We start from the raw sequence: 13,074 nt of genomic DNA on the forward strand, positions 1-13,074 counted from the left end.
TGGCTCTTTCTTTTTGGAGCTAGTCGTGATGATGAGAAAAATCAACACTGTACTGAACCATACCGCCTATGCCTTCTTTCTATTGGGCGTTATGAGCGGTATCGCAATGACGGCACTGATATTCGTCAGCACCTTGATGCGCTATCTGGGTGGTAATCCTTTGCGTTTTTCCGATGAGCTGGCGGGGCTGCTGTTCTTAACATTGACCTTCCTTTGTCTACCTTATGTGCTCAATAAGGGCCGCCACATACGCATAGAGATACTCGTCAACCTGATGCCAGCAGGGATCGCGAGGATAATGGACTTTATTGGCGTCGTCGTATTACTCACGTTCTGCGCCATCTTCGCCTTTGAGTCCTGGAATTTCATGAACTTCTCGTTCTCGCTCAATTCGCGTACGGATATCAGTAGCATTCTCTTATGGCCGTGGATGGCAATCATGCCTTTTTCCATGATGCTGTGCATCTTGATTCAGCTCAGCCATGGTTTTAAACAGCCCACGACAGACACTGCCTCAGCGGAGGATGCGATATGAGCTGGTTACTCTTGAGCGGGGCGCTAGTTCTATTTTTAACCAGTGGCGCAATCCTAGGGGCGGCGCTGGGGCTTACGGGTCTACTCCTGCTTCACTTTCAAGCTAACGGCGCCACCCCCTTGGCGATTAACGCAACTTGGAACATGCTAACGGATTTTACGCTAAGCGCAGTTCCTCTATTCATATTTTTAGGTGAAATACTTCTCGCAAGCGGCGTGTCAAAACGCGTTTATAACGGCCTAACCCCTCTGTTCGCGCGTGTTCCAGGGCAATTACTCCATACCAACATTGCCGTCTGCACGCTGTTTGGTGCGGTTAGCGGGTCAAGCACCTCTACCGCAGCCGCCATAGGCGCAGTTGGCTATCCTGAACTGACAAAACGTGGGTATAAGCCAAGTGTAGTGGTGGGCACGTTAGCTGCAGGGGGCACCCTTGGGCTTCTCATTCCTCCCAGCTTGGCATTGATCATCTACGGAGCGACTCAAAACGTCTCTATCGGCCAACTCTTTATCGCTGGTATGCTGCCAGGCTTGCTCATTGCTGCCGCCTTTTCCACATGGATCATGATCCGCTCTAAAATTGGCGAGCCAGTAACCCCTACGTTTAAAGAGAAAGTGACCTTCAAGCACGTAATAACCGGACTCAAGGAGATATGGCCTCTTCCCGTACTTATTTTCTTCGTGCTGGGAACTATTTACCTGGGGATCGCGACGCCTACGGAGTCGGCGGCTTTGGGCGTAGTGGCCAGTATCGTTTTAGGTTTAACATGGGGTGATTTAACCTTCAAAAGACTATGGCAGGCGTTTAAGCACGCCTCGATCATGTTTACCGCTATCGGTATGATTTTGATTGGTACAGTGATCCTTTCTCAAGCCGTCAGCCTACTAGGCATTCCTCGTACTGCAGTCGAAACGATTGGCAACTTTGGGCTAGGCCCATATGGCATACTGCTGATGATCGTCATCGTCTATATCGTGCTAGGTTGTTTCTTTGATGGCATATCACTGCTTCTCATGACTCTCCCCATCACCTTCCCGATGATCACAAGCTTAGGGTTCGACCCCATCTGGTTCGGTATTATTGTCACGCTACTTATAGAGATCGGTATGATAACGCCGCCCGTAGGACTCAATCTTTTTGTCCTATCATCCATTTCTAAAAATGAAGTTAATTTAACATCTGCAGCAAAGGCCTCCTTGCCTTACTGGCTTATTTTACTTGGCGCCATAGGAGTATTTACGCTATTTCCCAACATCATTTTGTGGGTCACTAACTTTTAGGATAAGCGCCAGCCACTAAATGATATTGCTGAACTATAGGCCCTCTCTAGCTAAAGAGAGAGCCTATAGTTTAAATACGATACTCATGATACTTACACCAACGTAGCTACCTCTGACACTCTTCCAACCAGCGCGACCTTATAAAAAGCTGGCAAGCTCGATCACGCAGCCACACTGGCTCGGGCTATAACCCGGCAGGCGCTGCACCGCCTCCTGGAAGGAAGCGCTGCGCAGCGCTTGCAAAAAGTCGTCAAATTTAGGCTCTTTCAGGGAGCGTTTGTGGCAGGCCAGCAAGTAGTCTTCGGTGGCCAGCGGCACAAAATCAAGTCCAAACCGCTGCGCAGCTGCCTCGACACCGAAGCCTGCATCCGCCATTCCCGCCGCTACATAGGCCGCCACCGCCGAGTGGGTGTACTCCTCAATCTCATAACCGTTCACTTTGGCTGCAGCAATACCCGCCTCGGCCAGCAGGCCATCCAAAAGCTCCCGGGTTCCCGACGACGCCTGCCGGTTTATAAACGTGGCCGACCTGTCGGCCAGCGCTGCAACGCCATCAATCCCCAACGGGTTACCCGGCGCCACCATTAGCCCCTGTTGGCGGGCGATAAAACCTACCAGCCGATGATAGCGAGGCTTGAGCAGTCGGCGGTATTTGCGCCGCATGCTCTCGCCCACCGCGCCTCGGGGAAGATGGCAACCCGCCAGATCGCAGCTATTGCGGTTAAGCGCCGCCAACGCTTCCAGAGGGCTGCAGTACTGCAGGTCAAGCTGCAGATCCCCCAAATGCTGCGGCAGCAGCTCTATCGCAAAACCGTGGCTGGCGTGGAGACGCAGTACGGGGTGCACGCCTTCCTGGTGCTGCTGGATGGCAAGGTTAAGCTCTGAGCTCAGGCTATCAAGCTGCGGGCTTAACCGAGCGGTGGCGCGTTGTTCGGCCCATAGCAGCTTTTCACCCAGCGGCGATAACCGCGCCCCTCGCCCACGCGCCATTTCTACCAAGGTGACACCAAAAAACTCTCCGCCCTGGCGCAGTAAATTCCACGCATGGCGATAGGAAATACCCGCCTCTTCGGCAGCATGGGTCAACTTGCCATGACGATGCACCGCCCCCAGCAGGCGCAGAAGGTTGGTATCGAGACGGTGCCCATCTTCATCGCTAAAGCACCAGGTGGGCGTTACCTTGATCCGTTTCATAGGCATACAATTTCATATTTTGCAGTCATTAACTTGATGCTAGCGTTAGATCAACCGTGATGCACGTCTTTTTAAATATGAAAAACAGTGCATATTTACAACATAATAAACAGTAGTGAGGAAGGCACCATGAACCATTCCCAGGAGTGGGCGCCACAGGCTATTCAGGCCGAGGTCGACGCCCTGAAGCACAAGCCCGGCGCCCTACTGCCGATCCTCCACGCCCTTCAGGATCGCATCGGCTTTATTCCTGAGGCAGCAGTGCCGATCATCGCCGATAGCCTCCACCAGACACGTGCCGAAGTGCATGGCGTCATCAGCTTCTACCACCACTTTCGCACCACGCCGCCGGGGCGCCACGTAGTGCAGATCTGCCGCGCCGAGGCCTGCCAGTCGGTAGGGGCGCGCCAGCTCGAGGCCCACGCCAAAGCGCGTCTGGGGGTCGATTACCACCAGACCACGGCGGATCGCGAAATTACTCTCGAGGCCGTGTACTGCCTGGGCAACTGCGCCTGCGGCCCGTCGATCCGCGTGGACGACAGCGTACGCGGCCGCGTCACGCCGGAAGCCTTCGATGAATTGATAGATGAGCTACAAACCCGGCCGCTGGAGGTGATGGGATGAGCATCCGCGTTTATGTACCTCGCGATACCACCGCGCTTTCGCTGGGCGCCGATACGATCGCCAGCCGACTGGAGAGGGAGGCAACCGCACGCGGCCAACCCATCACGCTGGTGCGCAATGGCTCCCGCGGGCTGAGCTGGCTTGAGCCGCTAGTAGAAGTCGACACCCCCATCGGCCGGTTCGCCTACGGCCCGGTAGCCCCCGGCGATGTCACCGCGCTGCTCAATAGCGGCCTGCTGGAAGGCAGCGTCAGCCACCCACTGGCGCAGGGCCCCACGGAAGAAATCGACTACCTCGCCCGCCAGCAGCGGCTGACCTTCGCGCGTATCGGTATTACTGACCCGTTATCGATTGAGGATTATCGCGCCCATAACGGTTTTTGCGGCTTGGAGGCTGCGCTGCAACGCGAGCCCCAGGATATCGTCGAGGAAGTCAAAGCCTCGGGGCTTCGCGGACGCGGCGGGGCGGCATTCCCCACCGGCATCAAGTGGCAGACGGTGCTCGATACGCCAGCCGATCAGAAGTACATCGTCTGCAATGCCGATGAAGGCGACTCCGGCACCTTCGCCGACCGTCTGGTGATGGAGTGCGACCCCTACATGCTGATCGAGGGCATGGCGATTGCCGGCCTCGCGGTGGGCGCCACCCAAGGCTATATCTACCTGCGCTCGGAGTATCCGCTGGCGAAAGAGATCCTCGACGAGGCCATTCGCCGCGCCGAACAGGCCGGGTATCTCGGCGACGACCTCCGCGACAGCGGCCGCGCCTTCCATCTGGAAGTACGTCTGGGCGCCGGGGCATACATTTGCGGCGAAGAGACATCGCTTCTGGAAAGCCTGGAGGGCAAGCGCGGGCTGGTGCGCTTCAAGCCACCGCTGCCCGCCATCGAGGGCCTGTTCGGCCGCCCTACCGTGGTCAACAACGTGCTCTCTTTAGCTGCAGTGCCGTTTATCCTCGCCGAAGGTGCCGAGGCCTACGCATCCCATGGAATGGGCCGCTCCCGGGGCACCCTGGCACTGCAACTGGCGGGCAACGTTCGGCGCGGCGGCTTGGTGGAGCTGGCGTTCGGTACCACCCTGCGCACCCTGATGGAAGCGTTCGGCGGCGGCACGGCAAGCGGCCGAACGCTGCGCGCCGTGCAGGTCGGCGGCCCGCTGTGTGCCTACCTGCCCGAAAGCCAGTGGGATATGCCGCTGGATTACGAAACCTTCGCCGAAGTCGGTGCAGGCGTCGGTCACGGCGGTGTGGTGATGTTCGATGACAGCGTCGATATGGCCGAGCAGGCGCGTTTCTCCATGGAGTTCTGCAAGGTGGAGTCCTGCGGCAAGTGTACACCCTGTCGTATCGGCTCGACCCGTGGCGTGGAGGTGATCGATCGCATTCGCGCCAACGACAATCGCGAGGCCAACCTCGCCCTGCTGAGTGATCTTTGCGAAACGATGGTAGACGGCTCGCTCTGCGCCATGGGCGGCATGACCCCCTTCCCGGTGCAGAGCGCCCTGAAACACTTTTCTGAGGATTTCCAGCGGACGGCGAACGGAGACAGATCATGATTCAGCACTTCGACCCCAGCCAGCATGCCAGCAACGCCGGGCATAGCAAAGACCTCGGCACGCCCTTCCCTGCTCAGGCCGTCGGCACTGCCTCGGTGAGCCTTGATATCGACGGCGTGACGATCAGCGTGCCGGAAGGCACTTCGGTGCTGCGCGCTGCGGCGCTGGCGGATATCAACATTCCCAAACTCTGCGCCACCGATAGCCTGGAAGCCTTTGGTTCCTGTCGACTGTGCGCCGTGCAGATAGAGGGGCGTCGGGGCTTTCCCGCCTCCTGCACCACGCCGGTGGTGCAGGGTATGAAGGTGACCACCCAGAACGAACGGCTGGCCAAGCTGCGTCGCAACGTGATGGAACTGTACATCTCCGACCACCCGCTGGACTGCCTGACCTGCCCCGCCAATGGCGACTGTGAGTTGCAAGACATGGCGGGCAGCGTGGGGCTTCGTGAGGTGCGCTACGGCTTTACGGGCGAGAGCCATCTGGACGTCGTCAAGGACGAATCCAACCCCTACTTCACCTTCGATCCCAGCAAGTGCATCCTCTGTTCGCGCTGCGTGCGCGCCTGCGACGAAGTCCAGGGTACTTTCGCGCTAACCATCGATAGCCGCGGGTTCGACTCCAAGGTGTCGGCGGGCCAGAACGACGCCTTCATGGACTCGGACTGCGTCTCCTGCGGGGCTTGCGTGCAGGCCTGCCCCACGGCCACGCTGATGGAAAAAAGCGTCATCGATCACGGCTTGCCGGATAGAAGCGTGGTGACTACCTGTGCCTACTGCGGGGTGGGCTGCTCTTTCGAAGCCCAGATGAAGGGCGATCAGTTGGTTCGCATGGTGCCCTACAAGGGCGGCGACGCTAACCATGGCCACTCCTGCGTGAAGGGGCGCTTTGCTTTCGGCTACGCTACACACCCGGATCGCCTAACCACACCGATGATCCGCGACAGCATCGACCAGCCATGGCGCGAAGTAAGCTGGGAAGAGGCTATCGGCTTTGCCGCAACCCGTCTCAAGGCGATTCAAGCTGAGCACGGCCGCGAGAGCATCGGCGGCATCACCTCGTCGCGCTGTACCAACGAAGAGACCTATCTGGTGCAGAAGCTGATTCGCGCTGCATTCGGCAACAACAATACCGACACCTGCGCACGGGTCTGCCACTCGCCCACCGGCTACGGCCTGAAGACCACGCTGGGCGAATCCGCTGGTACCCAGACCTTTGATTCGGTGATGAAGGCGGACGCCATTATCGTGATCGGCGCCAACCCCACCGATGCCCACCCGGTGTTTGGCTCGCTGATGCGCAAACGCCTGCGCCAGGGGGCGAAGCTGATCGTCGCCGACCCTCGCCGTATCGACCTTTTAAAGACCCCGCACATGAGCGAGGCCCAACATCTGCCGCTGCGCCCGGGCACCAACGTGGCGCTGGTCAACGCGCTGGGTCACGTGGTGGTGACAGAAGGTCTTGAAGACAAGGCGTTCGTGGCCAAGCGCTGCGACACCGATGCCTATAACAGCTGGCGTGAGTTTATTGCTGAACCGCGCCACTCCCCGGAGGCCACCGAAGCGATTACCGGCGTACCCGCCGAGGCCGTGCGCCAGGCCGCCCGCACCTATGCCACGGCGGGCAACGGCGCGATCTACTACGGGCTGGGCGTCACCGAACACAGCCAGGGTTCGACCATGGTGATGGGCATTGCCAACCTGGCCTTGGCCACCGGCAACATTGGTCGCGAAGGCGTGGGTGTCAACCCGCTGCGTGGCCAGAACAACGTCCAAGGTTCGTGTGACATGGGCTCCTTCCCCCATGAGCTGCCTGGCTACCAGCACGTGGCCGACCCTATCGCCCGCGGCCGCTTCGAGGCCGTGTGGGGCGTGAAACTGGACGACGAGCCGGGGCTGCGCATTCCCAACATGTTCGATGCTGCCATCGAAGGCACCTTTAAGGCGCTCTATGTTCAGGGCGAGGATATTGCCCAGTCCGATCCCAACACTCAGCACGTCGAGGCGGCGCTCACGTCGCTGGACTGCCTGATCGTGCAGGATATTTTCCTCAATGAAACGGCCAAGTTCGCCCACGTGCTGCTGCCGGGTTCAAGCTTTCTGGAGAAGAATGGCACCTTCACCAACGCCGAGCGACGCATCAACCGGGTGCGCAAGGTGATGCCGGCGCTGGCAGGCAAGGAAGACTGGCAAGTCACCCAGTATCTGGCCAATGCGCTGGGCTACCCGATGCACTACACCCACCCCTCCGAAATCATGGACGAAATCGCTCAGTTGACGCCAAGCTTCGCGGGCGTCAGCTACGCCAAGCTGGAGGAACACGGCAGCCTGCAGTGGCCCTGCAACGCCGAGTACCCGCTGGGCATGCCGACCATGCACGAGGTTGAGTTCCCCATCGGGCTGGGCCGCTTTGCGATTACCGAGTACGTGGCCACCGAGGAGCGGGCCAACCGCCGCTTCCCGCTACTGCTCACCACCGGCCGGATCCTTAGCCAGTACAACGTGGGAGCCCAGACCCGGCGCACCGACAACCAGCGCTGGCACGACGAGGACGTATTGGAGCTACACCCTTCTGACGCCGAGCTGCGCGGTATCCGCGATGGCGACTGGCTGGGCATCACCAGCCGTGCCGGCCAGACGGTGCTGCGTGCGCGGCTCAGTGAGCGTATGCAGCCAGGAGTGGTTTACACCACTTTCCACCACCCCGGCAGTGGCGCCAACGTCATCACCACGGACAACTCGGACTGGGCCACCAACTGCCCGGAATACAAGGTCACGGCAGTGCAGGTGGAAAAAGTCAGCCAACCGTCAGCCTGGCAGCAGCGCTTTAGCGCCTTTGACCTGGCCCAGCGTGATTACCTGGCCAAGGCCCAGCAGGAGGTTCCATGAGTGCACCTATGAACGGCACGGCGTCAGTACCGCAGGCGGCCCTGATGCGCCAGCGGGTGGAAGTGCACCGGGGTACCAACGGCTGGTACGCCGATGCCCAGGAGGATCTACTGGCATTGGAAAGGCCAGTGGCACTGGTCTACAACGGCATCTCCCACGCGGTGATGATGGCCAGCCCGACGAATCTTGAGGAGTTTGCCCTGGGCTTCAGCCTTTCCGAAGGCATCCTGGCAAACGTTGACGAGTGCTACGATCTGGACATCCACGAACAGCCTCAAGGCCTCACCATTCATCTCACTATTGCCAGCCAGCGAATGGCCGAGCTCAAACAGCGGCGGCGCAGCCTGACAGGACGCACTGGCTGCGGGCTATGCGGTACCGAAGCCCTGGAGCAGGCAATACGCCCGATTCCCCATGTCATGGCGCCGCCCTTGAGTGATGCCGCCATCCAGCGTTCCCTGCGGGAGCTGTCCTCCCACCAGCCGCTGCAGGCGGCCACTGGCGCCAGCCACGGTGCCGCCTGGTGCGATGTTTGGGGGAACATTAGACAACTGCGCGAGGATGTCGGTCGGCACAACGCCCTGGACAAACTGATCGGCGCGCTCGCCCGCGAGGCCAGCCCGCTAGGTGAGGGGTTCGCGCTCGTCACCAGCCGCGCCAGCTACGAGATGGTTCACAAGTGCGCCAGTGCCGGCATTGGCGCACTGGTGGCTGTCTCAGCGGCCACCGCCCTGGCTGTGGAGCAGGCCCAGGCGTCGGGGCTGCTGTTGGCAGGCTTTGCACGGCCCGGCCGCCATTTGATCTACCATCGACCCGCTACGGCGGCAATGGCCACGGCTTAGGAGATACACCATGTCGTCGCACCACGATAACCAGCTGATTCACATGACCAACCAGATCGCCGCTAACCTGGGCGGCGGTCGCGATGAAGAAACGGCGGCAGCGGCCACCTGCCGCCACCTGGAAACCTTCTGGGCACGGTCAATGAAGCATCGCCTGGTCGCCACACTGGAACGCGAGGATGCCCTGCTTTCACCGCTGGCAAAGCGGGCCGTCATCTTGCTGGCTGAAGGACTGGCCAGGCGGCATGCCGGATAAGCATCACTGGCGTTAACACAATGGGGCTTGCCAAATGGCAAGCCCCGTTTTTATACCCATCTTTCCCAAGCGCTGATATCACAAGCACTGGTAGCGAACGTTAGAACTCTTCCCACTCATCTGCAGCATGCTTTGCCGGTGATGGCTTTGATGATGGCTGTGATGAGGAGTGCGATGAAAGCGCAGGGCGCTTCATGGCGCTATCACTGCCACGTTGCTGAGGGGCCGGAGACGCTAGCGCTTCGTGCCGCGGCGTGGGCTCATCGTCACCAAGTACGAAGGAGTTGATTAACTGATTCAGGTGCTCCGCATGGCGGCGCATATTGGCGGCAGCGGTGGTGGACTCCTGCACCATGGCGGCGTTCTGCTGGGTCATGGTGTCCATTTCAGCCACGGCAGTGTTGATCTGGCCAATACCGCTGCTCTGCTCTTTAGCGCCAGCGGTGATCTCACCGATTACATCGGTGACTTTCGCCACGCTGGAGACAATCTCACGCATGGTATCACCGGCGCTGCGTACCAGCTTCGCACCGGAGTTAGTGTGCTGAACCGATGCATCAATAAGCGCACGAATCTCTTTGGAAGCATCGCTGGAACGACTGGCCAGAACCCTAACTTCTTGTGCCACCACGGCAAAGCCGCGGCCATGCTCACCTGCCCTTGCGGCTTCCACCGAGGCATTAAGCGCCAAAATATTGGTTTGGAAGGCAATCGAATCGATCATGCTGATGATGTCACTGATGCGCGATGCGGAGTCGTTAATATCGCTCATGGTGCTTTCCACCTGCCCCATCGAGGTCTCACCTTCGCGGGCTACATCAGCAGTAGACTGCACCAGCGTATTGGCCTGCTGGGCATTGTCGGCGCTGTGATTAACGGTCGAGGTGATCTCTTCCATGGAAGCTGAGGTTTGTTGCAGGTTCGCGGCCGCCTGCTCGGTACGGGTGGCAAGCTCATCAGAGCTTTGTGATATCTCCCCCGCGGCCTGGTGCACGCTGAGCGTACTGCTGCGTACATCACGAAGTGTGTTCTGCATCCGCGCTACAAAGGCGTTGAATTGAACGCTAAGCTCGCCAATTTCGTCACCGCTTTCAACTGCTAAGCGACGGGTTAAATCACCGCGCCCCTGGGCAATATCGTGCATAGCCGCAGTAGTGCGCTTGATCGGCCCCAGCGTGCGACGCACCAAGCCATACGCTATCAGTGCAATCACAATAAATAGACCCAGACCCAACAAGGAGGCAAATATAATGCCCTGGCGCAAATCGGCGGCGGCCGCGGCTTCAAGTTCGGCAATAGCATCGTCAGCATCGGTGACATAAACGCCTGCACCAATGAGCCAGTCCCATTTTTCAAGGCGGTCAACGAAGGAGTGCTTGGGTTCAATTCTGTCGGTACCTGGGTAATCCCACATATAGCTGTAGAAGCCCCCGCCACTCTGAGCAAGCTGAATGATCTCGCGAATCAGATAAGTGCCATCGGGGGTTTGCGCGTCGATCATGTTGGTACCTTCACGCTCCGGTGCAGGCGCCGTGACGATATTGTTACCGTCATAGTCGTAGATAAAAATGTAGTTGTTATCTTCAAAGCGCATGGAACGCACCAGCTCGGCTACCTGCTGCTTGGCTGCCTCATCGTTGGCACCGGCTTGTTCGTAAATGGGCTCGATGGCAGAAGTCGCCATCTGGACGATATCGCGCACCGCATGGCGGCGCTCTTCAATCAGCATTTCACGCTGGTTTGCCAACGTATCGCGGGTGTCTTGGGCGCTGCTGTAGGCTTTAAACCCGACCAACACAACCGTTAGTAACAAAAGAGGGAGCAGTACAAGCATCAGTACCTTGGTTTGTAAACCAAGGGCTCGTTTGGGAGCAGAAGGAGTGGACATATGTGAGCAAGCTCCAGAGTCAGTCTTGAGTGAAGAGTTTTTAGTAGTTATAGGAGCCTTATCGACCTAAAGTGCACGAACTTTACCAGTTTTTTATTTTTTTACTTAAGATTCAAATAATTAGCAACTAATAGTTAGGTTCATAACCTAAGTTAAGGTTATTCATAAAGTAAAGGTTCACTGTGAGGATGTGGTGGCCAGGGATGGCCCGTTTTAAGCAAGTCGCTTAACCACAATCTTCGGTTGCCCTGACCTCCCTACCGCCTGGTCAGGGCGACCTTTTTGTTTGTAGGGCGGTAAGTTAGCTTCTGCCTCTTACTACTCTCTCCTGAAGCCAGATCAGGCAATTCGGGACTTCCTTGATATTTGCCCTTGTTATTTGCCATTGCCATCAGCGTATCATGGCGATAGGGCCTAATGTCCAAGGAGAATAGCAAGCATGGTTCGAAACCACCCATTTGTTAGCGCTGTCTTGCTCCTGCTCCCTAGGTTGGTTCACTTTGCTTGGCGCGTATTACGCAATTTTCTGAAAAATCACGGTGTCCTGCTGGCCGGCGGAGTGGGCTACAACATCCTGCTCTCTATCGTGCCGCTTTTTGCCGTGCTCGTTGTGCTGTTAACCCAAGTCGTCGATCAGCAGCACTTACTCAATGTGCTGGCCGTACAGGCACGCCATATGGCGCCTGCCCACGCGGAAGTGTTGCTGGAGGCCGTTCGCAGCCTGCTGGAATCGCGTGATGTGATTGGCATTCTGAGCTTTCCCATTCTGCTCCTGTTCAGCTCATTCGCCTTTCGTATGCTGGAAGACGCCCTGGCGATCATTTTCCATGCGCCGGATAGCCCGCATATCAAGCGCAGCGTTTGGGTTTCGGTAATGTTGCCCTACGCCTTTATGGTGGTACTGGGGGCGGCGCTTATGGTTCTCACGCTGGTAGTCACCCTGGCCAGTTCGCTTAATACGCTGGTGATGCTGCTATTTGAACGGGAACTGCCGCTGGCGGGGTTTTCAGAGCCGGTGCTTAACCTGGCCAGTTTCACTGGGGTGTTCCTGCTGTTCAGCGCTATCTACAAAGTGCTGCCGGTGGTGCGCATCGCCTTGCGTCGGGCAATCGTAGGAGGCTTTGTGGCAGCACTGCTGTGGGAGGGGGTTCGCCTGTTGCTGGTTTACTACTTCGCCAATCTCTCGTTCGTTAACGCCGTCTACGGTTCGCTGGCAGCGCTGGTGGTCGTACTGATTAGCCTGGAAGTGGGCGCCATCATTTTACTGCTGGGCGCCCAGGTGATTGCCGAATTAGAGCGCAATACCCGCCTTGGCTTGCCATGGCACGTCGACCCCAATCGCCAGCCGATTACGCGGGTCGATTGACGTTAGCTAGCGGTCACTTCGGCCTGCGGACGCCGCTCATCAAGCATCCCTTTATCGAGAATAAAGCGGATAATCTCCTCAAGCCCTACTCCGTCATAAAGATTGGTGAACACGAAGGGCCGCTCGCCGCGCATTTTCTTGGAGTCGCGCTCCATTACCTCTAGTGAGGCGTGCACCTGCTCGGCGATATCGATTTTATTGATAATCAGTAGATCCGATTTGGTAATGCCCGGCCCACCCTTGCGGGGGATTTTGTCGCCTGCCGAGACGTCGATGACGTAGAGCGTTAGGTCGGAAAGCTCGGGGCTGAAGGTCGCCGAGAGGTTGTCGCCGCCCGACTCGACCATGACCAGCTCTAGCTTGGGATGACGCCCCTGTAACTCATCGATGGCTGCCAGGTTCATCGAGGCGTCTTCACGAATGGCAGTATGCGGGCAGCCGCCGGTCTCAACCCCCAGAATACGATCCGCCGGTAGGGCATCGTGCTTGAGCAAAAAGTCGGCGTCTTCGCGGGTGTAGATATCGTTAGTGACTACGGCGATATCGTAGTAATCACGCAGCGCTAAACAGAGTTGCTTGAGCAGCGCGGTTTTACCAGAACCAACCGGGCCACCCACACCAACGCGTAAACAGTGAGTCATTGTTCTC

11 protein-coding genes are annotated in these 13,074 nt (G+C 58.2%); 8 read left to right on the forward strand and 3 right to left on the reverse strand.

The annotated features are described in order from the left end of the window. Positions 1–28: 28 nt before the first annotated feature. Together RO22_RS00250 and RO22_RS00255 are read left to right on the forward strand one after the other, a co-directional pair. The gene (locus RO22_RS00250) at positions 29–535 is read left to right on the forward strand and encodes a TRAP transporter small permease (protein WP_041157251.1); all 507 of its coding nucleotides are present in this window, start codon (positions 29–31) and stop codon (positions 533–535) included. Next, entirely contained in the window at positions 532–1,815 is a 1,284-nt protein-coding gene (locus RO22_RS00255) for a TRAP transporter large permease (RefSeq protein WP_041157252.1), read from the forward strand. Before RO22_RS00250 ends, RO22_RS00255 begins: the two co-directional genes overlap by 4 nt. Positions 1,816–1,953: 138 nt before the next feature. Here the strand turns inward: RO22_RS00255 and RO22_RS00260 are convergent, their stop codons facing one another. Next, positions 1,954–3,009 (reverse strand): substrate-binding domain-containing protein, encoded by a 1,056-nt coding sequence (locus tag RO22_RS00260; RefSeq protein WP_041157483.1) that lies wholly within the window; start codon positions 3,007–3,009, stop codon positions 1,954–1,956. Between the two features lie 129 nt (positions 3,010–3,138). Between RO22_RS00260 and RO22_RS00265 the strand changes: the two genes are divergently transcribed. Genes RO22_RS00265 through RO22_RS00285 form a run of 5 tightly spaced genes read left to right on the forward strand, consistent with a single transcriptional unit; the run spans position 3,139 to position 9,172 of the window. Continuing rightward, a complete protein-coding gene (locus RO22_RS00265) occupies positions 3,139–3,633 on the forward strand; it encodes a formate dehydrogenase subunit gamma (RefSeq protein ID WP_041157253.1) in 495 nt (164 codons plus the stop codon). Then, positions 3,630–5,186, forward strand: a complete 1,557-nt coding sequence (locus tag RO22_RS00270) for a formate dehydrogenase beta subunit (RefSeq protein WP_041157254.1) — start codon at positions 3,630–3,632, stop codon at positions 5,184–5,186. Before RO22_RS00265 ends, RO22_RS00270 begins: the two co-directional genes overlap by 4 nt. Next, positions 5,183–8,074, forward strand: coding sequence for a formate dehydrogenase subunit alpha (gene fdhF / locus RO22_RS00275; protein ID WP_041157255.1), 2,892 nt, complete (start codon positions 5,183–5,185; stop codon positions 8,072–8,074). The genes RO22_RS00270 and fdhF overlap by 4 nt, the downstream gene beginning before the upstream one ends. Beyond that, positions 8,071–8,916 carry a formate dehydrogenase accessory sulfurtransferase FdhD gene (gene fdhD, locus RO22_RS00280; RefSeq protein ID WP_052475463.1) on the forward strand — a complete coding sequence of 282 codons (846 nt, stop codon included), beginning with the start codon at positions 8,071–8,073 and terminating at the stop codon, positions 8,914–8,916. The genes fdhF and fdhD overlap by 4 nt, the downstream gene beginning before the upstream one ends. A 10-nt stretch (positions 8,917–8,926) precedes the next feature. Next, positions 8,927–9,172, forward strand: coding sequence for a formate dehydrogenase subunit delta (locus RO22_RS00285; protein WP_041157256.1), 246 nt, complete (start codon positions 8,927–8,929; stop codon positions 9,170–9,172). A gap of 100 nt (positions 9,173–9,272) precedes the next feature. Here RO22_RS00285 and RO22_RS00290 read toward each other — a convergent pair whose 3' ends face one another. Continuing rightward, positions 9,273–11,060, reverse strand: a complete 1,788-nt coding sequence (locus RO22_RS00290) for a methyl-accepting chemotaxis protein (RefSeq protein WP_041157257.1) — start codon at positions 11,058–11,060, stop codon at positions 9,273–9,275. Positions 11,061–11,499: 439 nt separating this feature from the next. On the opposite strand from RO22_RS00290, the gene RO22_RS00295 reads away from it, so the two are divergent. Then, on the forward strand, positions 11,500–12,426 hold the full coding sequence (locus RO22_RS00295) for a YihY/virulence factor BrkB family protein (protein WP_022521358.1): 927 nt from the start codon (positions 11,500–11,502) through the stop codon (positions 12,424–12,426). Between the two features lie 2 nt (positions 12,427–12,428). On the opposite strand, the gene ureG is transcribed toward RO22_RS00295, so the two are convergent. Continuing rightward, positions 12,429–13,067, reverse strand: coding sequence for an urease accessory protein UreG (gene ureG, locus RO22_RS00300; RefSeq protein WP_041157258.1), 639 nt, complete (start codon positions 13,065–13,067; stop codon positions 12,429–12,431). Between the last annotated feature and the right edge of the window lie 7 nt (positions 13,068–13,074).

It is taken from the genome of Halomonas sp. KHS3, assembly GCF_000830495.1.
Classification (GTDB): Bacteria; Pseudomonadota; Gammaproteobacteria; order Pseudomonadales; family Halomonadaceae; genus Vreelandella; species Vreelandella titanicae.

Bases quoted from the DNA above. Each gene is read 5' to 3' on its own strand.
- RO22_RS00250 (WP_041157251.1), top strand. From the start codon at position 29: ATGATGAGAAAAATCAACACTGTACTGAACCATACCGCCTATGCCTTC.
- RO22_RS00255 (WP_041157252.1), top strand. From the start codon at position 532: ATGAGCTGGTTACTCTTGAGCGGGGCGCTAGTTCTATTTTTAACCAGT.
- RO22_RS00260 (WP_041157483.1), bottom strand. From the start codon at position 3,009: ATGAAACGGATCAAGGTAACGCCCACCTGGTGCTTTAGCGATGAAGAT.
- RO22_RS00265 (WP_041157253.1), top strand. From the start codon at position 3,139: ATGAACCATTCCCAGGAGTGGGCGCCACAGGCTATTCAGGCCGAGGTC.
- RO22_RS00270 (WP_041157254.1), top strand. From the start codon at position 3,630: ATGAGCATCCGCGTTTATGTACCTCGCGATACCACCGCGCTTTCGCTG.
- fdhF (WP_041157255.1), top strand. From the start codon at position 5,183: ATGATTCAGCACTTCGACCCCAGCCAGCATGCCAGCAACGCCGGGCAT.
- fdhD (WP_052475463.1), top strand. From the start codon at position 8,071: ATGAGTGCACCTATGAACGGCACGGCGTCAGTACCGCAGGCGGCCCTG.
- RO22_RS00285 (WP_041157256.1), top strand. From the start codon at position 8,927: ATGTCGTCGCACCACGATAACCAGCTGATTCACATGACCAACCAGATC.
- RO22_RS00290 (WP_041157257.1), bottom strand. From the start codon at position 11,060: ATGTCCACTCCTTCTGCTCCCAAACGAGCCCTTGGTTTACAAACCAAG.
- RO22_RS00295 (WP_022521358.1), top strand. From the start codon at position 11,500: ATGGTTCGAAACCACCCATTTGTTAGCGCTGTCTTGCTCCTGCTCCCT.
- ureG (WP_041157258.1), bottom strand. From the start codon at position 13,067: ATGACTCACTGTTTACGCGTTGGTGTGGGTGGCCCGGTTGGTTCTGGT.